Annotated in this window: 21 protein-coding genes; 20 read left to right on the forward strand and 1 reads right to left on the reverse strand. The window is 59.4% G+C overall.

All coding sequences use genetic code 11. The annotated features are described in order from the left end of the window. Window positions 1-38: 38 nt before the first annotated feature. On the reverse strand, window positions 39-821 hold the full coding sequence (map, locus tag ACVHNU_RS02210; protein WP_103486500.1) for a type I methionyl aminopeptidase: 783 nt from the start codon (window positions 819-821) through the stop codon (window positions 39-41). A 373-nt stretch (window positions 822-1,194) separates the two neighbouring features. On the opposite strand from map, the gene rpsB reads away from it, so the two are divergent. The 20 genes from rpsB to kdsA all read left to right on the forward strand — a co-directional run bounded on the left by rpsB (window position 1,195) and on the right by kdsA (window position 24,727). Beyond that, window positions 1,195-1,932, forward strand: a complete 738-nt coding sequence (gene rpsB / locus ACVHNU_RS02215; protein ID WP_003222119.1) for a 30S ribosomal protein S2 — start codon at window positions 1,195-1,197, stop codon at window positions 1,930-1,932. Between the two features lie 203 nt (window positions 1,933-2,135). Beyond that, window positions 2,136-2,999 (forward strand): translation elongation factor Ts, encoded by an 864-nt coding sequence (tsf, locus tag ACVHNU_RS02220; protein WP_027611027.1) that lies wholly within the window; start codon window positions 2,136-2,138, stop codon window positions 2,997-2,999. Window positions 3,000-3,211: 212 nt separating this feature from the next. Continuing rightward, complete coding sequence (gene pyrH / locus ACVHNU_RS02225) at window positions 3,212-3,955, forward strand: UMP kinase (RefSeq protein ID WP_003222124.1); 744 nt, start codon at window positions 3,212-3,214, stop codon at window positions 3,953-3,955. Next, on the forward strand, window positions 3,952-4,509 hold the full coding sequence (gene frr / locus ACVHNU_RS02230) for a ribosome recycling factor (protein WP_103520496.1): 558 nt from the start codon (window positions 3,952-3,954) through the stop codon (window positions 4,507-4,509). The genes pyrH and frr overlap by 4 nt, the downstream gene beginning before the upstream one ends. A 14-nt stretch (window positions 4,510-4,523) precedes the next feature. Continuing rightward, complete coding sequence (gene uppS, locus ACVHNU_RS02235) at window positions 4,524-5,279, forward strand: polyprenyl diphosphate synthase (protein ID WP_003222128.1); 756 nt, start codon at window positions 4,524-4,526, stop codon at window positions 5,277-5,279. Continuing rightward, window positions 5,279-6,085 (forward strand): phosphatidate cytidylyltransferase, encoded by an 807-nt coding sequence (locus tag ACVHNU_RS02240; RefSeq protein ID WP_003222130.1) that lies wholly within the window; start codon window positions 5,279-5,281, stop codon window positions 6,083-6,085. The genes uppS and ACVHNU_RS02240 overlap by 1 nt, the downstream gene beginning before the upstream one ends. Beyond that, a complete protein-coding gene (gene ispC, locus ACVHNU_RS02245) occupies window positions 6,082-7,272 on the forward strand; it encodes a 1-deoxy-D-xylulose-5-phosphate reductoisomerase (protein ID WP_262142717.1) in 1,191 nt (396 codons plus the stop codon). The genes ACVHNU_RS02240 and ispC overlap by 4 nt, the downstream gene beginning before the upstream one ends. A gap of 54 nt (window positions 7,273-7,326) precedes the next feature. Then, window positions 7,327-8,679, forward strand: a complete 1,353-nt coding sequence (rseP, locus tag ACVHNU_RS02250) for a sigma E protease regulator RseP (RefSeq protein ID WP_003222134.1) — start codon at window positions 7,327-7,329, stop codon at window positions 8,677-8,679. Between the two features lie 74 nt (window positions 8,680-8,753). Continuing rightward, on the forward strand, window positions 8,754-11,129 hold the full coding sequence (bamA, locus tag ACVHNU_RS02255) for an outer membrane protein assembly factor BamA (protein WP_262142718.1): 2,376 nt from the start codon (window positions 8,754-8,756) through the stop codon (window positions 11,127-11,129). Between the two features lie 45 nt (window positions 11,130-11,174). Beyond that, window positions 11,175-11,678, forward strand: a complete 504-nt coding sequence (locus tag ACVHNU_RS02260) for an OmpH/Skp family outer membrane protein (protein WP_003222140.1) — start codon at window positions 11,175-11,177, stop codon at window positions 11,676-11,678. Window positions 11,679-11,681: 3 nt separating this feature from the next. Beyond that, window positions 11,682-12,737, forward strand: coding sequence for a UDP-3-O-(3-hydroxymyristoyl)glucosamine N-acyltransferase (gene lpxD, locus ACVHNU_RS02265; RefSeq protein WP_045122314.1), 1,056 nt, complete (start codon window positions 11,682-11,684; stop codon window positions 12,735-12,737). Window positions 12,738-12,843: 106 nt separating this feature from the next. Continuing rightward, entirely contained in the window at window positions 12,844-13,284 is a 441-nt protein-coding gene (gene fabZ, locus ACVHNU_RS02270) for a 3-hydroxyacyl-ACP dehydratase FabZ (protein ID WP_003222142.1), read from the forward strand. Further along, window positions 13,281-14,057 (forward strand): acyl-ACP--UDP-N-acetylglucosamine O-acyltransferase, encoded by a 777-nt coding sequence (lpxA, locus tag ACVHNU_RS02275; RefSeq protein ID WP_103486496.1) that lies wholly within the window; start codon window positions 13,281-13,283, stop codon window positions 14,055-14,057. Before fabZ ends, lpxA begins: the two co-directional genes overlap by 4 nt. Before the next feature lie 2 nt (window positions 14,058-14,059). Beyond that, the gene (lpxB, locus tag ACVHNU_RS02280; protein WP_237403037.1) at window positions 14,060-15,190 is read left to right on the forward strand and encodes a lipid-A-disaccharide synthase; all 1,131 of its coding nucleotides are present in this window, start codon (window positions 14,060-14,062) and stop codon (window positions 15,188-15,190) included. Between the two features lie 8 nt (window positions 15,191-15,198). Then, window positions 15,199-15,825 carry a ribonuclease HII gene (gene rnhB / locus ACVHNU_RS02285; RefSeq protein WP_003222148.1) on the forward strand — a complete coding sequence of 209 codons (627 nt, stop codon included), beginning with the start codon at window positions 15,199-15,201 and terminating at the stop codon, window positions 15,823-15,825. Between the two features lie 76 nt (window positions 15,826-15,901). Continuing rightward, a complete protein-coding gene (gene dnaE / locus ACVHNU_RS02290) occupies window positions 15,902-19,423 on the forward strand; it encodes a DNA polymerase III subunit alpha (protein ID WP_003222149.1) in 3,522 nt (1,173 codons plus the stop codon). A gap of 138 nt (window positions 19,424-19,561) precedes the next feature. Continuing rightward, the gene (locus ACVHNU_RS02295) at window positions 19,562-20,509 is read left to right on the forward strand and encodes an acetyl-CoA carboxylase carboxyltransferase subunit alpha (protein WP_045122315.1); all 948 of its coding nucleotides are present in this window, start codon (window positions 19,562-19,564) and stop codon (window positions 20,507-20,509) included. A gap of 133 nt (window positions 20,510-20,642) precedes the next feature. Beyond that, window positions 20,643-21,971: a tRNA lysidine(34) synthetase TilS gene (gene tilS / locus ACVHNU_RS02300; protein WP_473018922.1), complete on the forward strand. Its 1,329-nt coding sequence runs from the start codon at window positions 20,643-20,645 to the stop codon at window positions 21,969-21,971. A gap of 274 nt (window positions 21,972-22,245) precedes the next feature. Beyond that, the gene (locus tag ACVHNU_RS02305; protein ID WP_003222153.1) at window positions 22,246-23,877 is read left to right on the forward strand and encodes a CTP synthase; all 1,632 of its coding nucleotides are present in this window, start codon (window positions 22,246-22,248) and stop codon (window positions 23,875-23,877) included. 4 nt (window positions 23,878-23,881) lie between these two features. Further along, on the forward strand, window positions 23,882-24,727 hold the full coding sequence (gene kdsA, locus ACVHNU_RS02310; protein WP_003222154.1) for a 3-deoxy-8-phosphooctulonate synthase: 846 nt from the start codon (window positions 23,882-23,884) through the stop codon (window positions 24,725-24,727). Window positions 24,728-24,746: the final 19 nt, after the last annotated feature.

Here is a 24,746-nt window from a genome sequence, read left to right on the forward strand (position 1 = left end):
TTGGCTTTCCTTCTATAAGGCTGGGAGCGTTCTTGGGATCAGGCCGAGACGCGCGGAATCGTGTCGTCGGCGCGCAGGGTGAAGATCTCGTAGCCAGTGTCGGTCACCAGCAGGGTGTGTTCCCACTGTGCCGAGAGCTTGCGGTCTTTGGTGATCGCGGTCCAGCCGTCACCCAGCACCTTGGTGTCGGCCTTGCCCTGGTTGATCATCGGCTCGATGGTGAAGGTCATGCCAGCCTTCAGTTCCATGCCGGTACCGGCGCGGCCGTAGTGCAGGATCTGCGGTTCTTCGTGGAACACCTTGCCGATGCCGTGGCCGCAGAACTCGCGAACCACCGAGAAGCCGTTCTTTTCCGCGTGCTTCTGGATGATTTCACCGATGTCGCCAAGGCGGCAGCCAGGTTTGACGATTTCAATGGCCTTGTACATGCATTCCTGGGTGACCTGCGACAGACGCTCGGCCCAGACCGGCACTTCGCCGACGTGGAACATGCGGCTGGTGTCGCCGTGGTAGCCGTCCTTGATCACGGTGACGTCGATGTTCAGGGTGTCGCCATTTTTCAGCGGCTTGTCATTCGGGATGCCGTGGCAGACCACGTGATTGATCGAGGTGCAGATCGACTTCGGAAAACCCTTGTAGTTGAGCGGGGCAGGGATGGCCTGCTGCACGTTGACGATGTAGTCGTGGCAGATCTGGTTCAGTTGATCGGTGGTAACACCCGGTTTGACATGTTCGGCAATCATTTCCAGCACATCGGCGGCCAGTTTGCCGGCGACACGCATGCCAGCGATGTCCTCGGGGGTTTTGAGGTTGACGGTCATACAGGCTCTCTCTGCGCTCGGCGGCGCTTACTGATACGGAGAGGGTGGCAAGTGTTGGATTTGCGACCCTGAAAAACGCGATTCTATCAGACGGAAGGAGCAAATCCGCGCCTGCGTGCATCGCGTCTGTCTATACAATGGTGCGCCTGAAGGCGATTCCAAGGGGGCTGCGCCCATGTCCTTGGTGCGATTACAGATTCCGGGTTCCGTTTCTGCGCACCCTGTGGTATAAAATGCGCCGCTTTCCGGGGATACCCCGAAAAGCTTAAATCCACACACGTGTCGACACGATGACCTGGGTGCTTTTGGCTTTATGCCACTGGTTGGTCATTGGGATACGTGGAGGCCAAACCCGACTTATTAAGGAACTATCATGTCCCAAGTCAACATGCGCGATATGCTGAAGGCCGGTGTGCACTTCGGTCACCAAACCCGTTACTGGAATCCGAAAATGGGTAAGTACATTTTCGGCGCGCGTAACAAGATTCACATCATCAACCTTGAAAAAACCCTGCCAATGTTCAACGAAGCTCTGACTTTCGTAGAGCGTCTGGCCCAGGGCAAAAACAAGATTCTGTTCGTCGGCACCAAGCGTTCCGCTGGCAAGATCGTTGCTGAAGAAGCAGCACGTTGCGGTTCGCCGTACGTCGATCACCGCTGGTTGGGCGGCATGCTGACCAACTTCAAAACCATTCGTGCTTCCATCAAGCGTCTGCGTGACCTTGAAGTTCAAGCCGAAGACGGTACTTTCGCCAAGCTGACCAAGAAAGAAGCGCTGATGCGCTCCCGTGACCTGGAAAAGCTGGATCGCTCCCTGGGCGGCATCAAGGACATGGGCGGTCTGCCAGACGCACTGTTCGTGATCGACGTTGACCACGAGCGCATCGCGATCACCGAAGCCAACAAGCTGGGCATCCCGGTCATCGGCGTTGTCGATACCAACAGCAGCCCGGAAGGCGTTGACTACATCATCCCAGGCAACGATGACGCAATCCGCGCTATCCAGCTGTACATGGGTTCGATGGCTGACGCAGTGATCCGTGGTCGCAACAATGTTGCTGGCGGCACTGTTGAGTTCGCAGCTGAAGAAACTCAGGCTGCAGCTGAGTAATTGACGCCCTGGCGTTGACTCAGTAAGCAAAAAGGGGGCTTGGCCCCCTTTTTGCCACCTCGAAAACCGTTTGTTGGCGCCCGTGTCTGGTGGCGCAGCCCCTGCATCTGTAACGTGCGGCGGGTACAAGGTGATTCGGGAAGAATTGAACGCCCGTTCGATCGGGTGGAATGGTTGAAAACCTATCCAAGAGGAATTTGAAAATGGCAGCAATTACTGCAGCGTTGGTTAAAGAACTGCGCGAGCGTACCGGCGAAGGCATGATGGACTGCAAGAAAGCCCTGGAAAAGGCTGACGGCGACATCGAAAAAGCCATTGATGACATGCGTGCTTCGGGCGCGATCAAGGCTGCGAAAAAGGCTGGCAACGTTGCCGCTGAAGGCGCAATCGCAATCAAGGACGACGGTAAAGCTGCCGTTATCCTGGAAGTGAACTCGCAGACCGACTTCCTGGCTCTGCAAGACGACTTCAAGAACTTCGTCGCTGCCAGCGTTGAAAAAGCTTTCGCTGACAAGCTGACCGACGCTGCTCCGCTGATCGCTTCGCAAGAAGCTGCTCGCGAAGCACTGGTTGCCAAAGTAGGCGAGAACGTCAACATCCGTCGTCTGGCCCGTATCGAAGGTGACGTTGTAGGTTCTTACCTGCACGGCAACAAGATCGGTGTTGTTGTGGCTCTGAAAGGCGGTGACGTCGAGCTGGCCAAAGACATCGCGATGCACGTCGCTGCGAGCAACCCTGAGTTCCTGCTGCCTTCGCAAGTTTCGGCTGAAGCGATCGAGCGTGAAAAAGCTGTGTTCCTGCAGCTGAACGAAGAGAAGATCAAAGGCAAGCCAGAAAACATTGTTGAGAACATGGTCAAAGGCCGTATCAGCAAGTTCCTGGCAGAAGCGAGCCTGGTTGAGCAGGCGTTCGTCAAGAACCCTGAAATCAAGGTTGGCGAGCTGGCCAAGAAAGGCGGCGCAGAAATCGTTTCCTTCACCTACTTCAAAGTAGGCGAAGGCATCGAGAAGCCGGTCGACAACTTCGCTGAAGAAGTTGCTGCCCAGCTGGCTGCCGCCAAGCAATAAGACGGTTTTTCAACTGTCGCCCGAAAGAGGCTGCCCGCTCACGCGCGCAGCCTCTTTTCAGATGGGGTTACCAATTTTTTATTGGTTTCCACTGGGAACTGACTTACAAAGCCAGGTTCCGATGGCGCTGAAGCAGCGCCAAGCTAGAGTGAACGCCAGCTGTAAAACAGCTTGCACAGAATTTTTTAAATACGCCGCAGGAGAGATTCGCAATGGCTCAGCAGGGCAGTGGTTATCAGGCTCGCTATAAACGCATTCTACTCAAGCTTAGCGGCGAGGCCCTGATGGGCTCGGAAGAGTTCGGGATCGATCCAAAAGTGCTGGATCGGATGGCGCTGGAAGTCGGCCAACTGGTCGGCATCGGCGTACAGGTCGGTCTGGTGATCGGCGGTGGCAACCTGTTCCGTGGCGAGGCCTTGAGCAAGGCTGGCATGGATCGGGTGACAGGCGACCACATGGGCATGCTGGCCACTGTGATGAACGCCCTGGCCATGCGTGATGCGCTGGAACGTGCCAATATCTCGGCCATCGTGATGTCGGCCATTTCCATGGTTGGCGTGACCGATCACTATGATCGCCGCAAAGCCATGCGCCACCTGAACTCCAAGGACGTGGTGATTTTTGCCGCCGGTACCGGTAATCCGTTCTTCACCACGGATTCGGCAGCCTGCCTGCGCGCCATCGAGATCGACGCTGACGTCGTGCTGAAGGCGACCAAGGTCGATGGCGTCTATACCGCTGACCCGTTCAAAGACCCGCATGCCGAGAAGTTCGATCATCTGACTTATGATGAAGTGCTGGATCGCAAGCTGGGTGTAATGGATCTGACAGCGATTTGCCTGTGCCGCGACCACAAAATGCCGCTGCGCGTATTCAACATGAACAAGCCCGGCGCCCTGCTGAACATCGTGCATGGCGGCGCTGAAGGCACTCTGATCGAGGAAGGTCAACAATGATCAACGAAATCAAGAAAGACGCTCAAGAGCGCATGCAGAAATCCCTGGACTCTCTGGCCCATGCATTCGGCCAGATTCGTACCGGCAAGGCTCACCCAAGCATCCTGGGCAGCGTGATGGTGCCGTACTACGGCGCAGACACTTCCATCACTCAAGTGGCCAACATCACTGTAAAAGACTCCCGCACCCTGCAAGTCGTCGCTTTCGAGCGCAACATGCTGGCGGCCGTCGACAAAGCGATCCAGAGCGCCGGTCTGAACCTGAACCCGACCAACCTGGGTGAACTGCTGCTGATCTCCATGCCGGCCCTGACCGAAGAAACCCGTAAGGGCTTCACCAAGCAGGCGCGTGCTGCCGCTGAAGATGCACGTGTTGCTGTGCGCAATATCCGCCGTGATGCGCTGGGTGAGCTGAAAAAACTGGTCAAGGATAAAGAAATCAGCGAAGACGAAGAGCGTCGTGCCACCGCTGAAATCGACAAGCTGACCAAAGACTTCGAGGCCCAGATCACCAAGGCCACGGACGAGAAAGAAAAAGACCTGATGGCCGTATAAGGGTCGAGTTTCAAATGGACAAGACCAAGCAGTCTGCGCCGTCCGCGGTGCCGCGCCATGTCGCGATCATCATGGATGGCAACAATCGCTGGGCGAAAAAACGCTTTATGCCGGGTGTTGCCGGGCATAAAGCCGGCGTGGATGCTGTGCGGGCGGTAATCGAGGTGTGCGCCGAGGCCAAGGTCGAAGTGCTCACCCTGTTCGCCTTTTCCAGTGAAAACTGGCAGCGCCCGGCCGATGAAGTCAGTGCCTTGATGGATCTGTTCTTCAAGGCGTTGCGTCGTGAGGCCAAGCGCCTCAACGACAACAACATCAGCTTGCGCATCATCGGTGATCGCTCGCGCTTCCACCCTGAGCTTCAGGCGGCAATGCGCGAGGCGGAAGCCATGACGGCCGGTGCCAACCGCTTTATCCTGCAGATCGCCGCCAACTACGGCGGTCAGTGGGATATCGCCCAAGCGGCGCAGCGTCTGGCGCGTGAAGTCCAGGCCGGGCATCTGCGTCCGGAAGATATCACTCCGGATCTGCTGCAGACCTGTCTGGCCACCGGCGACCTGCCGTTGCCGGATCTGTGCATCCGCACCGGTGGCGAACACCGCATCAGCAACTTCCTGCTGTGGCAACTGGCGTACGCCGAGTTGTACTTCTCCGACCTGTTCTGGCCGGACTTCAAACACGAAGCCATGCGCACCGCGCTGGCCGATTTCGCTTCGCGCCAGCGTCGCTTCGGTAAAACGAGCGAACAGGTCGAAGCTGGAGCCCGGGTTTAATGCTTAAACAACGAATCATCACTGCGCTGATCCTGCTGCCGATCGCTCTGTGCGGGTTTTTCCTGCTCGAAGGGTCTGGTTTTGCGCTGTTCATCGGTCTGGTCGTGAGCCTGGGCGCCTGGGAATGGGCGCGTCTGGCTGGCTTTACCGCGCAGTCGTTCCGTGTCGGCTTTGCCGCTGTCGTCGCGCTGATGCTGTTCGTCATGTACGTCCTGCCGGGCCTTGCCCCTTGGGTGTTGGGCGCCTCGGTGTTGTGGTGGGCGGTGGCGACCTATCTGGTGCTGACCTATCCGCGTTCGAGCGAGCACTGGTCCACGGCGGCCACCAAACTGGTGATCGGCTTGCTGATCTTGCTGCCGGCCTGGCAAGGGCTGGTTCAGATCAAGCAGTACCCGCTGGGTAACTGGTTGATCATGGCGGTGATGGTGCTGGTCTGGGGGGCCGATATCGGTGCCTATTTCTCCGGCCGTGCCTTTGGCAAGCGCAAACTGGCGCCGCAAGTCAGCCCTGGCAAAAGCTGGGAAGGCGTTTACGGTGGTCTGGCGCTGAGCCTGGTGATTACCGCGATCGTCGGCCTGGTACGTGACTGGACCGTTGGCGAGCTGCTCAAGGGCCTGATCGGCGCTGCGTTGATCGTATTCATTTCGGTGGTGGGCGACCTCACCGAGAGCATGTTCAAGCGTCAATCCGGCATCAAGGACAGCAGCAACCTGCTGCCCGGTCATGGCGGTGTGCTTGATCGCATCGACAGTCTGACCGCCGCGATCCCGATTTTCGCTGTATTGCTGTGGATGGCTGCACCGTGAGCCGCCCTCAACAGATTACCGTTCTGGGGGCTACCGGCTCGATCGGTCTGAGCACCCTCGACGTCATCGCTCGTCATCCTGAGCGTTATCAGGTTTTCGCACTGAGCGGCTTCACGCGCCTGAGCGAGTTGCTGGCCTTGTGCGTGCGCCATGTGCCGCAATTCGCAGTCGTGCCGGAAGTGGCGGCGGCGCGTGGTTTGCAGGACGACTTGCGTGCTGCCGGTTTATCCACTCGCGTATTGGTCGGGGAGGAGGGCCTGTGCCAGGTCGCCTCCGCACCTGAAGTCGATGCCGTGATGGCTGCCATCGTTGGCGCCGCGGGTCTGCGCCCGACCCTGGCAGCGGTGCAGGCCGGGAAGAAAATCCTTCTGGCCAACAAAGAAGCGTTGGTGATGTCCGGCGCGCTGTTCATGCAGGCCGTGCACAAGAGCGGTTCGGTGTTGCTGCCGATCGACAGCGAACACAACGCGATCTTCCAGTGCATGCCGCAGGATTTTTCCCGTGGTCTGGGCGCTGTTGGCGTGCGGCGGATTTTGCTGACGGCTTCGGGCGGTCCTTTCCGTCAGACGCCGATGAGCGAACTGGCGCATGTTTCGCCTGATCAGGCATGTGCTCACCCGAACTGGTCCATGGGTCGCAAGATCTCGGTGGATTCGGCCAGCATGATGAACAAGGGCCTGGAGTTGATCGAGGCTTGCTGGCTGTTCGACGCCAAGCCGTCGCAGGTCGAGGTGGTGATTCATCCGCAGAGTGTGATTCACTCGCTGGTCGACTATGTGGATGGCTCGGTATTGGCGCAGTTGGGCAACCCTGACATGCGCACGCCGATTGCCAACGCATTGGCCTGGCCTGAGCGGATCGACTCGGGTGTGGCGCCGCTGGACCTGTTTGCCATTGCCCGCCTGGATTTCGAAGCACCGGACGAGCAGCGCTTCCCTTGCCTGCGCCTGGCGCGACAGGCGGCAGAGGCTGGCAACAGCGCGCCGGCCATGCTCAATGCGGCCAACGAAGTGGCGGTCGCGGCGTTTCTCGACGGACGCGTTGGTTATCTGGAAATCGCGAGTATCATCGAGGATGTGCTGAATCTCGAGCCAGTGGTTGCGCTTGAGGATCTGGACGCGGTGTTTACCGCTGACGCGAAAGCGCGGATTCTGGCCGAACAATGGCTTGATCGTCACGGCCGATAGCCGTTGCAGGACCATGGCTTCACGCGGCACTGAACAGGATTGCGGAGAAAGTAGATGAGCGCGCTCTATATGATTGCCGGCACCCTGATCGCTTTGGGTGTGCTGGTCACCTTTCACGAATTCGGCCATTTCTGGGTCGCGCGTCGCTGTGGCGTCAAGGTTTTGCGTTTCTCCGTGGGCTTCGGCATGCCCTTGCTGCGCTGGCACGACAAGCAGGGTACCGAGTTTGTCGTCGCCGCGATTCCGCTGGGTGGCTACGTCAAAATGCTCGATGAGCGTGAGGGCGAAGTCCCGGCCGATCAGCTTCATCAATCCTTCAATCGCAAATCGGTTCGCCAGCGTATCGCTATTGTTGCAGCGGGGCCGATCGCCAACTTCCTGTTGGCCCTGGTGTTTTTCTGGGTGCTGGCCATGCTCGGCAGCGAGCAGATCCGTCCGGTCATCGGTGCTGTCGAGTCCGGGAGCATTGCGGCCAGGGCTGGCTTGAGTGCCGGTCAGGAAATCGTCGCCATTGATGGCGAGCCCACTTCTGGCTGGGCGGCGGTCAATTTGCAGTTGGTCCGTCGTCTTGGGGAAAGCGGGGCCCTGCAATTGCTCGTGCGTGAGCAGGGCTCTACAGCGGATACGCCGCGCGAACTGGCGCTCGATCATTGGCTTAAAGGGGCGGACGAGCCCGATCCGATTCGCTCGCTGGGGATTCGTCCATGGCGCCCGGCCCTGCCGCCAGTGCTGGCCGAGCTCGATCCAAAAGGTCCGGCGCAGGCCGCTGGTCTGAAAACCGGCGACCGTCTGCTGTCGCTCGATGGTCAGGCGCTGGGTGACTGGCAGCAAGTGGTCGATACCGTTCGTACGCGTCCTGATACCAAAATCTTGCTGCGCGTCGAGCGTGACGGTGCTCAAATCGACGTCCCGGTGACCCTGGCGGCGCGCGGCGAAAGCAAAGCGCCGAGTGGTTATCTCGGGGCCGGCGTAAAAGCCGTGGACTGGCCGCCGGAAATGATCCGCGAGGTCAGTTATGGCCCGTTGGCCGCGATTGGCGAGGGTGCCCGACGTACCTGGACCATGAGCATCCTGACGCTGGACTCACTGAAGAAAATGCTGTTTGGCGAGCTCTCGGTAAAAAACTTGAGTGGGCCGATAACCATTGCTAAAGTGGCGGGCGCTTCTGCCCAGTCGGGCGTTGCTGATTTCCTGAATTTCCTTGCTTATCTGAGTATTAGCCTGGGAGTTCTGAATTTGCTGCCCATCCCTGTACTGGATGGGGGGCATTTGTTGTTTTATCTGATTGAGTGGGTGCGTGGTCGCCCCTTGTCGGATCGGGTGCAAGGTTGGGGGGTGCAGATCGGTATCAGTTTGGTGGTCGGAGTGATGTTGCTTGCTCTGGTCAATGATCTGGGCCGTCTGTAAAGCTTCGCTGAATTGCGAATCTGCCGCATTTTGCGGCAGTTTGTTTATTGCCAGTTGGAATAAGAAAGGACTTCATGAAACGTCTGCTGCTAACTGCGGTTCTCACCGTATTGATGATCGCCGAAGTTCACGCCGAGTCCTTCACTATCTCTGATATTCGCGTCAATGGCCTCCAGCGGGTCTCCGCGGGTAGCGTCTTTGGTGCCTTGCCGTTGAACGTCGGCGAGCAGGCGGATGATCGTCGCCTGGTGGAATCCACTCGTGCGTTGTTCAAAACCGGTTTCTTTCAAGATATCCAGCTGGGCCGCGAAGGCAACGTTCTGGTGATCACGGTCGTCGAGCGCCCGTCGGTCGCGAGTATCGAGATCGAAGGTAACAAGGCGATCTCTACCGAAGACCTGATGAAAGGCCTCAAGCAGTCCGGACTCTCGGAAGGCGAGATCTTCCAGCGCGCCACCCTCGAAGGTGTGCGTAACGAGCTGCAGCGCCAGTACGTTGCGCAGGGCCGCTATTCGGCCACGGTTGATACCGAAGTGGTCTCGCAGCCGCGTAACCGCGTAGCCCTGAAAGTGAAGATCAACGAAGGCACTGTGGCTGCCATCCAGCACATCAACGTGGTGGGCAACACGGTTTTCCCTGACGACGACCTGATCGACCTGTTCGAGCTGAAAACCACCAACTGGCTGTCGTTCTTCAAGAACGACGACAAGTACGCCCGTGAAAAGCTCTCCGGTGACCTGGAGCGTCTGCGTTCCTACTACCTGGACCGCGGCTATATCAACATGGATATCGCTTCGACCCAGGTGTCCATCACCCCGGACAAGAAGCACGTCTACATCACCGTCAACATCACCGAAGGCGAGAAGTACACCGTTCGTGACGTCAAGCTCAGCGGTGACCTGAAGGTGCCTGAAGACCAGGTCAAGTCGTTGTTGCTGGTGCAGAAAGGCCAGGTGTTCTCGCGCAAGCTGATGACCACCACCTCCGAACTGATCACTCGCCGTCTGGGTAACGAGGGTTACACCTTCGCCAACGTCAACGGCATACCTCAGCCGCATGACGACGATCACACCGTGGACATCCTGTTCGCCGTCGATCCGGGCAAGCGCGCCTACGTCAACCGCATCAACTTCCGTGGCAACACCAAGTCCGAGGACGAAGTGCTGCGTCGCGAAATGCGTCAGATGGAGGGTGGCTGGGCTTCGACCTACCTGATCGACCAGTCCAAGACCCGTCTTGAGCGTCTGGGCTTCTTTAAGGAAGTGAACGTCGAGACACCGGCTGTTCCGGGTGTCGACGACCAGGTTGACGTGAACTACGCCGTTGAAGAACAAGCCTCCGGCTCGATCACCGCCAGCGTCGGTTTCGCCCAGAGCGCCGGTTTGATCCTCGGTGGTTCGATCACCCAGAACAACTTCCTGGGTACCGGTAACCGTGTGAGCGTGGGCCTGACCCGCAGCGAATACCAGAGCCGCTACAACTTCGGCTACGTTGACCCCTACTGGACCGCCGACGGCGTGAGCCTGGGTTACAACGCGTTCTATCGCACCACCGACTACAAAGACCTCGACGTCGACGTAGCAAGCTATGCGGTAGACAGCCTGGGTGCCGGCGTCAACGTTGGCTACCCGATCAGCGAGACTTCGCGTCTGACCTTCGGTCTGTCCGCTCAACAGGACAAGATCAAGACCGGTACCTACACCGTCGACGAGATTTTCGACTTCGTTAAAAAGGAAGGCGATCAGTACCTGAACTTCAAGGCGTCGGCCGGCTGGTCCGAATCGACCCTGAACAAAGGCGTGTTGCCGACCCGTGGTCGCTCGCAGAGCCTGACCCTGGAAACCACCATTCCAGGCAGCGACCTGTCGTTCTACAAGCTCGACTACCGTGGCCAGTTGTTCCAGCCGATTACCGAGAACTACACCCTGCGTCTGCACACCGAACTGGGTTATGGCGACGGTTACGGTTCGACCGATGGCTTGCCTTTCTATGAAAACTACTATGCTGGTGGTTTCAACTCGGTTCGCGGCTTCAAGGACAGTACCCTCGGCCCACGCAGTACTCCGAGTAAGGGTACCAACCCGGGGACGTTGGCAGACCCGGACCAGGATCCGCTGCCGTTCGGTGGTAACGTCCTGATCCAGGGCGGTGTGGAAGTTCTGTTCCCGCTGCCATTCGTCAAGGATCAGCGCTCCCTGCGTACCTCGGTATTCTGGGATGTGGGTAACGTGTTTGACTCGCAGTGCAAAGATACTGTGAACGCCGACGGTTCGAAGTCCAACACCAAGTGCAATGACATCAGCCTGACCAACATGGCCAGTTCCGTTGGTGTGGGTGTGACCTGGGTCACCGCACTGGGTCCTCTGAGTTTTGCTCTGGCGATGCCGGTCAAGAAACCGGATAACGCTGAAACTCAAGTGTTCCAATTCTCCCTCGGCCAGACGTTCTAAGCGTCTGACCCAAGATAACGACAATGGATTTTGTAGGAGTGCATCGTGCGTAAGTTGACTCAATTGGTTCTCCTGGCCTCCGTACTGGTGGCAGGCCCGGCGTTCGCCGACATGAAAATCGCCGTTCTGAACTATCAGATGGCACTGCTGGAATCCGACGCGGCCAAGAAATACGCCGTGGATGCCGAGAAGAAATTCGGTCCGCAACTGACCAAGCTCAAGACGCTGGAAAGCAGCGCCAAGGGCATTCAGGATCGCCTGATGGCCGGTGGCGACAAGATGCAGCAGGGCGAGCGTGAGCGTCTGGAACTTGAATTCAAGCAAAAGGCCCGTGACTTCCAGTTCCAGTCCAAGGAGCTGAACGAAGCCAAGGCAGTTGCCGACCGCGAAATGCTCAAGCAACTGAAGCCGAAACTGGATAGCGCAGTGGAAGAAGTCATCAAGAAAGGTGGTTTTGACCTGGTGTTCGAGCGTGGCGCAGTCATCGATGTCAAACCGCAGTACGACATCACGCGCCAGGTTATCGAGCGCATGAATCAGCTGAAGTAACCCATGACCGTGACTATCAAGCTCGGCCAGTTGGCCGAGTTCCTCGGCGCCACCCTGCGTGGCGACCCCGAGACGCAAATTACTGGGCTAGCCACCTTGCAGGAGGCTGGCCCAGCTCAGTTGAGCTTTCTGGCAAATCCTCAATATCGCAAATACCTGGCAAGTTCCCAGGCGGCTGCGCTATTGCTCAAGGAAGCCGATGTCGAAGGTTTTGCCGGCAATGCGCTGGTGGTGCCGGATCCTTATCTGGCTTATGCGCGTATCTCTCACCTGTTCGATCCCAAACCGAAAGCCACTGCGGGTGTTCATCCCACGGCGGTGATTGCGCCGGATGCGGTGGTTGATCCAAGCGCCAGCATCGGTCCGTTCGTGGTGATCGAGGCCGGTGCGCGCATCGGTGCACAGGTCACCCTGGGCGCTCATTGCGTCATCGGTGCCCGCAGTGAAATCGGCGAGGGCGGCTGGCTCGCTCCGCGGGTAACGCTTTATCACGACGTGCGCATCGGCAAGCGGGTGGTGATCCAGTCCGGTGCCGTGCTCGGTGGCGAAGGCTTCGGTTTTGCCAACGAGAAAGGTGTCTGGCAGAAGATCGCGCAGATCGGCGGCGTGACCATCGGTGATGATGTCGAGATCGGTGTGAACACAGCCATCGACCGTGGTGCGCTGGCCGATACCGTGATCGGCAATGGCGTGAAGCTCGACAACCAGATCCAGATCGCGCACAACGTCCAGGTCGGTGATCACACCGCCATGGCCGCGTGTGTCGGTATCTCCGGCAGCACCAAGATCGGTAAGCACTGCATGCTCGCCGGTGGCGTCGGTCTGGTGGGGCACATCGATATTTGCGACAACGTTTTCCTGACCGGGATGACCATGGTGACCCACTCGATTACCGAGCCAGGCGCCTATTCTTCCGGCACAGCCATGCAGCCGGCGGCCGAATGGCGCAAAAGCGCGGCCCGCATCCGTCAGCTCGATGACATCGCGCGACGTTTGAAGCAGTTGGAAAAGCGCGTTGGGGAAGTGACCCCCGGCAGTAATGCTTCATCTGATGGCTGATACCATTTCCATATCAAGTGTGCACAGCCTCTAGACTGCCTCCTTGATTTGCTAGAGGAGTGCGCGTCAGTCGCGCTCCCAATCTTTACATAGGCTTCCCCCCGAAATGATGGACATCAACGAGATTCGCGAATACCTGCCTCACCGTTACCCGTTCCTGCTGGTGGACCGGGTGGTGGAACTGGACACTGAAGGCAAGCGCATTCGCGCCTACAAGAATGTCAGCATCAATGAGCCATTCTTCAATGGTCACTTCCCTGCGCATCCAATCATGCCAGGCGTGCTGATCATCGAGGCGATGGCCCAGGCTGCCGGGATCCTCGGTTTTAAAATGCTCGACGTGAAACCGGCCGATGGCACGCTTTACTACTTCGTCGGTTCCGACAAGCTGCGTTTCCGTCAGCCAGTGCTGCCGGGCGATCAATTGATCCTTGAAGCCAAGTTCATCAGCTGCAAGCGTCAGATCTGGAAATTCGAATGCCAGGCTTCGGTCGACGGCAAACCGGTCTGCTCGGCTGAAATCATCTGTGCGGAACGCAAGCTATGAGTTTGATTGACCCTCGCGCAATCATCGATCCGTCGGCCGTTCTGGCTGACGGCGTCGAGGTCGGCCCGTGGTCGATCATCGGCGCAGGTGTGGAAATCGGCGAGGGTACTGTGATCGGGCCGCACGTGGTCCTCAAAGGCCCGACCCGCATCGGCAAGCACAATCGCATCTACCAGTTTTCCTCGGTCGGTGAGGACACTCCCGACCTGAAGTACAAGGGTGAAGAAACCCGTCTGGTGATCGGTGATCACAACGTCATTCGCGAAGGCGTGACGATTCACCGTGGCACCGTTCAGGATCGTTCGGAAACCACCCTTGGCGATCACAACCTGATCATGGCCTATGCCCACATCGGACATGACAGCGTCATCGGTAACCACTGCATTCTGGTCAACAACACGGCTTTGGCCGGGCATGTACATGTCGACGATTGGGCGATCCTTTCCGGGTTCACCCTGGTGCATCAGTACTGCCACATCGGCGCCCACAGCTTTTCCGGCATGGGCACTGCCATCGGCAAGGACGTTCCGGCGTTTGTGACTGTGTTCGGCAACCCGGCCGAAGCACGCAGCATGAACTTCGAAGGCATGCGCCGTCGTGGTTTCAGCGAAGACGCGATCCATGCGCTGCGCCGCGCCTATAAAACGGTGTATCGCCAGGGCCTGACCGTGGAGCAAGCGTTGGCCGAGTTGGCCGAGCCTGCTGCGCAGTTCCCGGAAGTCGCGGTGTTTCGTGACTCGATCCAGTCGTCGACTCGCGGCATCACCCGCTGATCATGGCCAGTCTGCGTATTGCGCTGGTGGCGGGAGAGGCTTCCGGTGATATTTTGGGCGCCGGGCTCATGCGCGCCCTCAAGGCTCAACACCCGGCAGTCGAGTTCATCGGTGTCGGCGGTCCGTTGATGCAGGCCGAGGGTCTGACGTCTTATTTCCCCATGGAGCGTCTGTCGGTCATGGGCCTGGTGGAAGTCCTTGGGCGGCTGCGCGAGTTGCTCAAGCGCCGCAAGGACCTGATCGCCACGTTGATTGCCGAGAAACCGGATGTGTTCATCGGCATCGACGCTCCCGATTTCAACCTCAACATCGAACTCAAGCTGCGTCAGGCCGGGATCAAAACCGTGCATTACGTCAGCCCTTCGGTGTGGGCGTGGCGCCAGAAGCGTGTGCTGAAGATTCGCGAAGGTTGCGATCTGATGCTCACCCTGTTGCCGTTCGAAGCAAAATTCTACGAAGAGAAAGGCGTGCCGGTGCGGTTCGTCGGTCATACGCTGGCCGATACCATTCCGCTGCAAGCCGATCGCGCCGCAGCGCGTGCCGAACTCGGCTTGCCCGACGGGCCGCTGGTGGCGTTGATGCCCGGCAGTCGCGGTGGTGAAGTCGGTCGTCTCGGTGCGCTGTTCCTGGATACGGCCGAGCGTCTGCGGGCCATGCGCCCGGGGTTGCGCTTCGTCATCCCGTGCGCGAATGCCGAGCGCCGCGCTCAGCTCGAAGAGTTGCTGGTTGGCCGCGACTTGCCGGTAACCCTGCTCGACGGCAAATCGCATCTGGCCCTGGCGGCGTGCAACGCGGTGTTGATCGCCTCCGGCACGGCGACACTTGAAGCCTTGCTGTACAAGCGGCCAATGGTCGTTGCTTATCGCCTGGCGCCGCTGACCTTCTGGATTCTCAAGCGCATGGTCAAGAGCCCCTACGTGTCGCTGCCGAACCTGCTGGCCCAGCGTCTGCTTGTACCGGAATTGTTGCAGGATGATGCGACAGTCGAGGCATTGGCCCAGACCCTGGCGCCGCTGATCGAAGGCGGCGAAGAACAGACCCGTGGCTTCGACGAGATCCACCGCACCTTGCGGCTGGACGCTTCCAATCAGGCGGCGGATGCCGTCCTCAACCTGATCGGTCAGAAACAATGAGCAAGACGATGCAGATGGGCCTGGATTTCACTCTGGTCGCCGAAGTCGAAGAACTGGTGGCCGGTGTCGACGAGGTCGGTCGCGGCCCGTTGTGCGGGGCAGTGGTGACGGCGGCGGTGATTCTCGATCCGAACCGGCCGATTCTCGGTCTCAACGACTCGAAGAAACTCACCGAAGCCCGGCGCGAGAAGCTTTACGACGAGATCATCGAGAAATCCCTGAGCTGGTGCATCGCCCGCGCCGAAGTCGAAGAAATCGACGAGCTGAACATCCTGCACGCGACCATGCTCGCCATGCAGCGTGCGGTGGCCGGGCTGCATATTCAGCCGAAACTGGCGATGATCGACGGTAACCGCTGCCCGAAACTGCCGATGCGCGCCGAAGCGGTGGTGAAGGGCGACAGCAAGGTGCCGGCGATTGCCGCCGCATCGATTCTGGCCAAAGTCAGTCGCGACCGGGAGATGTCGGCGTTCGAATTGATCTACCCGGGTTACGGCATCGGCGGTCATAAAGGCTATCCGACGCCCGTTCATCTGGAAGCGTTGGTGCGGCTTGGCCCGACGCCGATTCACCGGCGCTCGTTCGCCCCGGTGCGTCAGGCTTACGAGGCGCTGGAAGGTCTGACGCAGGTTTAGGCGCAAGGCTGATGTTTTGTTCGAGGCCCGGTACAATCCGGGCCTTGTTGTCTCTATGTAACTGGACAGGATCACTATGCCGGCTTCATTCGTTCATCTACGCCTGCACACTGAATACTCCCTGGTCGACGGGCTGGTGCGGATCAAGCCACTGGTCAAGGCGCTGACCGGCATGAACATGCCGGCGGTGGCAGTCACCGATCAGAACAACATGTGTTCCCTGGTCAAATTCTATAAAAACGCCATGGGCGCGGGCATCAAGCCGATCTGCGGCGCCGACCTGTGGCTGTCGAACAAGGATCCGGACGCGCCATTGAGCCGGATCAGCCTGTTGGTGATGAACGCCAAGGGCTATCGCAATCTCACCGAGCTGATCTCGCGTGGTTTCATCGAGGGCCAGCGTAACGGCATGATCATCATCGAGCGCGAATGGGTCGCCGAGGCCAACGAAGGCCTGATCATGTTGTCCGCCGCCAAAGAAGGCGAGATCGGCATGGCGCTGATCGGCGGCAACCCGGCCGAGGCCGAAGCGCTGGCGCGTGAATGGATGGCGGTGTTCCCGGATCGTTTCTATCTGGAAATCCAGCGCACCAACCGTCCCAACGACGAAGAACAACTGCACGGTGCGGTGGCCCTGGCCGACAAGCTCGGCGCGCCGCTGGTAGCGACCAACGATGTGCGCTTCATCAAGCAGGAAGACTTCGCCGCTCACGAAACCCGCGTGTGCATCGGCGAGGGCCGCGCGCTCGACGATCCGCGGCGCTCGAAGAATTACAGCGACCAGCAATACCTCAAAAGCGCCGAGGAAATGGCCGAGCTGTTCAGCGACATTCCCGACGCCATCGAAAACACCGTCGAAATCGCCAAGCGCTGCAATATCGAAGTGAAACTGGGCACGCACTTCCTGCCCAACTTCCCGATTCCCGATGGCATGACCATCGACGAATATTTCCGCAAGGTGTCCTTCGAAGGTCTCGAAGAACGCCTCGCGGTGCTGTTGCCCAAGGACACCACCGAAGACTACGAAGCCAAGCGTCAGGTCTACGTCGATCGCTTGAATTTCGAGCTGGATATCATCATCCAGATGGGCTTCCCCGGTTACTTCCTGATCGTGATGGACTTTATCCAGTGGGCCAAGAACAACGGCGTGCCGGTAGGTCCTGGCCGGGGGTCGGGTGCCGGCTCGCTGGTGGCTTACGTGCAGAAGATTACTGACCTCGACCCGCTGGAATACGACCTGCTGTTCGAACGTTTCCTTAACCCGGAACGGGTCTCGATGCCCGACTTCGACGTCGACTTCTGCATGGACGGTCGTGACCGGGTGATCGACTACGTGGCCGAGAAGTACGGTCGCAACGCGGTGAGCCAGATCATCACTTTCGGTTCCATGGCCGCGAAGGCTGTGGTGCGTGACGTGGCGCGGGTGCAGGGCAAGTCCTATGGTCTGGCGGATCGTCTGTCGAAGATGATTCCGTTCGAAGTCGGCATGACCCTGGAAAAAGCCTACGAACAGGAAGAGATCCTGCGTGACTTCATCAAGGTCGATGAAGAAGCGGCGGAAATCTGGGAGATGGCGCGCAAGCTCGAGGGCGTGGTGCGTAACGTCGGCAAGCACGCCGGTGGTGTGGTAATCGCCCCGACCAAGCTGACCGACTTCTCGCCGATCTATTGCGACGAGGCCGGTGACGGTCTGGTAACCCAGTTCGACAAGGACGACGTGGAGGCGGCCGGTCTGGTGAAGTTCGACTTCCTCGGCCTGCGAACCCTGACGATCATCGACTGGGCACTGAAAACGATCAACCGCGACCGCGCCAAGGTCGGCGAAGAGCCGCTGGACATCGCGTTCATCCCGCTCGACGACAAGCCGACGTACAGCCTGTTGCAGAAAGCCGAAACCACCGCGGTGTTCCAGCTTGAATCGCGCGGCATGAAAGAGCTGATCAAAAAGCTCAAGCCCGACTGCCTGGAAGACTTGATCGCACTGGTAGCCCTGTTCCGTCCGGGCCCGCTGCAGTCCGGCATGGTGGACGACTTCATCAACCGTAAGCACGGTCGCGCCGAACTGGCGTACCCGCACTCGGACTACCAGTACGAAGGCCTCAAGCCGGTATTGGCGCCGACTTACGGCATCATCCTGTATCAGGAACAGGTGATGCAGATCGCCCAGGTCATGGCCGGTTACACCCTCGGTGGTGCGGACATGCTGCGGCGAGCCATGGGTAAGAAAAAGCCCGAGGAAATGGCCAAGCAACGTGGCGGTTTCATTGAGGGTTGCGCGACCAACAATATCGATGCCGACCTGGCCGGTAACATTTTCGACCTGGTGGAAAAATTCGCCGGTTACGGCTTCAACAAATCCCACTCCGCCGCCTATGGCCTGGTGTCGTACCAGACCGCATGGTTGAAGGCGCACTACCCGGCGCCGTTCATGGCCGCGGTACTCTCGGCGGATATGCACAACACCGACAAGGTCGTGACCTTGATCGAGGAAGTGCGCACGATGAAGCTGCGCCTCGACGCGCCGGACGTGAACACTTCCGAGTTCAAGTTCACGGTGAACGACGACGGCCGCATCGTCTATGGCCTGGGCGCGATCAAAGGCGTCGGCGAAGGCCCGGTGGAAGCGATCACCGAAGCGCGTCAGGCCGGCCCGTTCAAGGATCTGTTCGACTTCTGCGCCCGGGTCGACCTCAAGCGCATCAACAAGCGTACGCTGGACGGCTTGATCCGTAGCGGCGCACTGGATCGTCTCGGGCCTTATTTCCACGACGAGCAAAAGGCTTATCAGGCCAACATCGACCGCAACCGCGCCGTGCTGCTGGCGGCGATGGAAGAGGCGATCAAGTCTGCCGAACAGACCGCACGCACCCACGACAGTGGCCACGCCGACCTGTTCGGCGGGCTGTTCGTCGAGGAAGATGCCGACGTTTACGCGACCCATCGCAAGGCCAAGGAACTGACCCTCAAGGAACGCCTCAAGGGTGAGAAAGACACTCTGGGCCTGTACCTCACCGGTCACCCGATCGACGAGTACGAGGGCGAAATTCGCCGTTTCGCCCGGCAGCGCATCATCGACCTGAAGCCGGCCCGCGACACGCAAACCGTGGCCGGGATGATCATTGCCCTGCGGGTGATGAAGAACAAGAAGGGCGACAAGATGGGCTTCATCACCCTCGATGACCGTTCGGGGCGGATCGAAGCGTCGCTGTTCGCCGATGCGTTCCACTCTGCGCAGTCGCTGTTGCAGACCGACGCGATGGTGGTGGTCGAAGGTGAAGTCAGCAACGATGACTTCTCCGGCGGCTTGCGTCTGCGGGTCAAGCGGGTGATGAGCATGGAAGATGCACGCACCAATCTGGCCGAGAGCCTGCGCCTGAAGCTGCACACTCAGGACTTGAAAGGCGATCAGCTACGCTGGTTGGGTGAACTGCTCAAGCGTCACCGCGGGGCGTGCCCGATCACCATGGAGTACACCAGTCCCGATGCGAAGACCTTGCTGCAGTTCGGCGAGACCTGGCGAATCGACCCGGCGGATGCGTTGATTCAAGCCCTGCGTGACCAGTTCGGGCGAGACAACGTCTTCCTCCAATACCGTTGACCGGCAAGTGCCATCATTGCGCTTGCCCACAACCTGAATTTTTAATCTCGACCTCAGCGCGCCTCTCCCTTAAGGTAGGCGCGAATAGACAACCGGCCGGCCCAAGCTCATTTGGGACACGACCCAAGACGGACGCCTATGAACCCGAATTTTCTAGATTTCGAACAGCCGATCGCCGACCTGCAAGCCAAGATCGAAGAGTTGCGCTTGGTCGGTAATGACAATTCGCTGAATATCGGCGATGAGATCTCCCGCCTGCAGGACAAGAGCAAGACGCTGACCGAAGACATCTTCGGCAAGCTGACCAGCTGGCAGATCGCACGCCTGGCGCGTCACCCGAAACGCCCGTACACCCTCGACTACATCGAGCACATCTTCACCGAGTTCGACGAACTGCACGGTGACCGTCACTTCTCCGACGACGCCGCCATTGTGGGTGGCGTGGCACGTCTGGAAGACCAGCCGGTGATGATCATCGGTCACCAGAAGGGCCGTGAAGTGCGCGAGAAGGTACGCCGCAACTTCGGCATGCCGCGTCCGGAAGGCTACCGCAAGGCCTGCCGTCTGATGGAAATGGCCGAGCGCTTCAAGATGCCGATCCTGACCTTCATCGACACCCCGGGTGCTTACCCTGGGATCGACGCTGAAGAGCGCAACCAGAGCGAAGCCATCGCCTGGAACCTGCGCGTGATGTCGCGCCTGAAGACCCCGATCATCGCCACCGTTATCGGTGAAGGTGGTTCCGGCGGTGCGCTGGCGATCGGTGTCTGCGATCAGCTGAACATGCTGCAATACTCGACCTACGCGGTGATCTCGCCGGAAGGTTGCGCTTCGATTCTGTGGAAAACCGCCGAAAAAGCGCCGGACGCCGCAGAGGCGATGGGCATCACTGCCGAGCGCCTGAAAGGTCTGGGTATCGTTGACAAGGTGATCGGCGAGCCACTGGGCGGCGCCCACCGTGATCCTGCGGCTGCCGCTGCATCGATCCGTGCCGAGCTGAGCTCGCAACTGGCGATGCTGAAGAAGTTCGACAACGAAGCGCTGCTCAAGCGTCGTTACGATCGTCTGATGAGCTACGGTCTCTGACAGGTCTCGCAATACCCAATGTGGGAGCGGGCTTGCTCGCGAAAGCGGTATAACATTCGGCAGATGTGTTGAATGTTGAAACGCCTTCGTGAGCAAGCCCGCTCCCACATTTGATTTGGGCCAAGAGAAAGATATGGGTCAGTCCGTGAATGATCTGCCTTCCCGGCTTCTGCGCAATCTTGCAGCTTGGCGCAATGCCAAGGCTTGGCGCGTGGCTTTCTCCGGCGGTCTGGATTCCACCGTCCTCCTGCATCTGCTGGCCCATCTCGCACAACGCCACTCCTTGCCGGCGCTCAGCGCCATCCATGTCCACCACGGCCTCCAGGCTGCGGCCGATGCGTGGCCGGAGCATTGTCAGTCGGTCTGCGACGCACTGGACGTCCCGTTGCAAGTGGTGCGGGTGACGGTGCAACCCGGCGCCAGCCTGGAGCGAGCAGCGCGGGAGGCGCGGTATGCGGCGTTCACTTCGCTGACCGAGGCCGGGGATTTGTTGCTGACAGGTCAGCATCAGGATGATCAGGCGGAGACCTTGCTGTTTCGCCTGATGCGCGGCGCTGGCGTGCGCGGACTGTCGGCGATGCCGGCGCAGCGACCGTTGGGGCAGGGCACGCTGCTGCGCCCATTGCTCGACGTGACGCGCACCGAGCTTGAGGCTTACGCCCGCGCGCACCAGTTGCGCTGGATCGAAGACCCTTCGAACGAAGATCGGCAGTTCTCGCGCAACTATCTGCGCCATCAGGTGCTGCCGTTGCTCACGGCGCGCTGGCCGCAGGCGCAGGCGAGCATGGCTCGCAGCGCGGCGCATCTGCGCGAGGCGCAAGGTTTGCTCGATGAGTTGGCGCAGCTCGATCTGGCACAAGCCGCCACGCCGAGTGAGTTTGCATGGCTGGGCCTGCCGTCGCTGGAACTGGCGCCGCTGGCGCGTTTATCTGCCGCTCGTCAACGCAATGCGCTCAGCCATTGGCTCGAGCCCCTGACCCGACTGCCCGACACCGACCATTGGTCGGGTTGGGACAACCTCTGCGGCGCTGCCAGTGATGCATCGCCGGTCTGGCGTCTGGCCGATGGCGAATTGCAGCGCAGCGCCGGCCGGCTATGGTGGCTGAGCGGCGACTGGCTGCGCGCGCCAGCGGTCAGCGGTGAATGGCATGACCCGTCGACAGCGCTACGCTTGGCGAATAACGGGTGTGTCATGTTCAGCGGGCAGACTCCGGTCGGGCCGTTGCGGATTGGCTATCGGCAGGGCGGCGAGCTGATGCATCTGGCGGGGCGTGGCCACCGCGATCTCAAGCGCCTGCTCAATGAGCGCGCGGTACCGAGCTTCGTCCGTGGCAGATTGCCGCTGCTGTTTCGCGGCGCAGAATTGCTCGCCGTGGCGAACCTGCCGGGCCTTGACGGGCAGGGGCCGGACGGCTGGAAATTGCATTGGCAGCCAACAGACGAAGATCAAGGTTTGAGATGAAAGGGGCATTCCGGTAGACTACGCTCCCTTCTTGATACAACTTCTGTGGATTCGCCTGAATTGCAGGAGTTGCCGATTACCAAGCAGTCTTTGCTGGGCGATTCCAAAAAATGTGTAGCGAGCAACGTACCGGTGTTTCATCTGCCGGTCTGTCCCAACGCGGCGGTTTTTTTGAAAGGTGCACTGTGATTAATGCAGGTGATCGGGGGCTTCGGCCTTCCTTCGCTTTCCCCGGCGGCTCGTACCGCTTTAACGCAGACTTCTAGGGTTTTTCATGACGCGCTACATATTCGTCACGGGCGGTGTTGTTTCTTCATTGGGGAAAGGCATTGCCTCGGCTTCATTGGCGGCCATCCTGGAGGCGCGGGGGCTTAAGGTCACCATGCTTAAGCTGGATCCGTACATCAACGTCGACCCGGGCACCATGAGCCCGTTCCAGCACGGTGAAGTGTTCGTCACCCACGACGGCGCCGAGACCGACCTGGACCTGGGCCACTACGAGCGGTTCATCCGCACGACCATGACCCAGAACAACAACTTCACCACCGGTCGTGTCTACGAGCACGTGCTGCGCAAAGAGCGCCGTGGTGACTACCTGGGTGCAACCATCCAGGTGATTCCGCACATCACCGACGAAATCAAGCGTCGCATCATCAAGGGTGCCGGCGATGCCGACGTGGCCCTGGTGGAAATCGGCGGTACCGTTGGCGACATCGAATCGCAACCGTTCCTCGAAGCCATCCGTCAACTGCGTGTGGAAGTCGGTTCCAAGCGCGCGATGCTGATGCACCTGACGCTGGTTCCGTACATCGCCACCGCGGGCGAGACCAAAACCAAGCCAACCCAGCACTCCGTTAAGGAACTGCGTTCGATCGGCCTGCAGCCAGACGTGCTGATCTGCCGCTCCGACCATCCGGTGGATGTGTCGTCGCGTCGCAAGATCGCGCTGTTCACCAACGTTGAAGAGCGTGCGGTGATCTCCCTGGAAGACGTCGACACCATCTACAAGATCCCGGCCGTGCTGCACGCTCAGGGTCTGGACGATTTCGTCGTCGAGCGTTTCGGCCTGCAATGCAATGGCGCCGACCTGTCCGAGTGGGAAAAGGTCGTCGATGCCAAGCTCAACCCAGAGCACGAAGTCACCATCGCGATGGTCGGCAAGTACATGGAGCTGTTGGACGCCTACAAGTCGCTGATCGAAGCGATGAGTCACGCCGGCATCACCAACCGTACCAAGGTCAATCTGCGTTACATCGATTCCGAAGACATCGAGAACCAGGGCACTGCGCTGCTCGAAGGTGTCGACGCGATCCTCGTTCCGGGCGGCTTCGGTCTGCGCGGCGTGGAAGGCAAGATCACTGCCGTTCAGTACGCTCGTGAAAACAAGGTTCCATACCTGGGTATCTGCCTGGGCATGCAAGTGGCAGTCATCGAGTTCGCCCGTAACGTGCTGGGCTGGAAAGACGCCAACTCCACCGAGTTCGATCGCGCCAGCGGCCATCCGGTCGTGGGTCTGATCACCGAGTGGGAAGACGCCACCGGCGCCGTAGAAGTGCGTACCGAAGCGTCCGATCTGGGCGGCACCATGCGCCTCGGCGCTCAGGAATGCCTGCTCGAAGCCGGCTCCAAGGTGCACGATTGCTACGGCAAGGACGTGATCGTTGAACGTCACCGTCACCGCTACGAAGTGAACAACAACCTGCTGCCACAAATCATCGAAGCCGGCCTGAAAATCTCCGGTCGCTCCGCTGATGCCGCGCTGGTTGAAGTGGTCGAAGCACCGGATCATCCATGGTTCGTCGCTTGCCAGTTCCACCCGGAGTTCACCTCGACGCCACGTGACGGTCACCCGCTGTTCAGCGGTTTCGTGAAAGCTGCGTTGGCACAACACCAGAAGAAGGCGTAACCCGATGGCACAGAAGATCATCCGCGTTGGCAACATCGAGATCGCCAACGACAAGCCCATGGTGCTGTTCGGCGGCATGAACGTGCTGGAAAGCCGTGACATGGCCATGCAGGTTTGCGAAGAGTACGTGAAGGTCACCGAGAAACTCGGTATCCCTTATGTGTTCAAGGCCAGTTTCGACAAGGCCAACCGATCTTCTGTGACCTCGTATCGCGGTCCTGGCCTGGAAGAAGGCATGCGCATCTTCCAGGACATCAAGCAAGCCTTCGGCGTGCCGATCATCACCGACGTCCACGAGCCTGATCAGGCCGCGGTCGTCGCTGAAGTCTGCGACATCATCCAGCTGCCGGCCTTCCTGTCGCGCCAGACCGATCTGGTCGTGGCGATGGCCAAGACCAACGCTGTGATCAACATCAAGAAAGCCCAGTTCCTCGCGCCTCAGGAGATGAAACACATCCTGAACAAGTGCGTGGAAGCGGGTAACGATCAATTGATCCTCTGCGAGCGTGGTTCGAGCTTCGGCTACAACAACCTCGTGGTCGACATGCTCGGCTTCGGCATCATGAAGCAGTTCGAGTACCCGGTATTCTTCGACGTGACCCACGCGCTGCAAATGCCTGGCGGTCGTGCCGACTCCGCCGGCGGTCGCCGTGCGCAGGTTCTGGATCTGGCCAAGGCCGGCATGAGCCAGGCGCTGGCCGGTCTGTTCCTCGAAGCGCATCCGGATCCGGACAACGCCAAATGCGACGGCCCTTGCGCCTTGCGTCTGGACAAACTGGAGCCATTTCTGGCCCAGCTCAAAGCTTTGGACGAACTGGTGAAGAGTTTTCCGACGGTAGAAACCGCGTAAACCTCATTTCTCCGGTAAA

It is taken from the genome of Pseudomonas sp. Ors-4-3C (assembly GCF_055755035.1).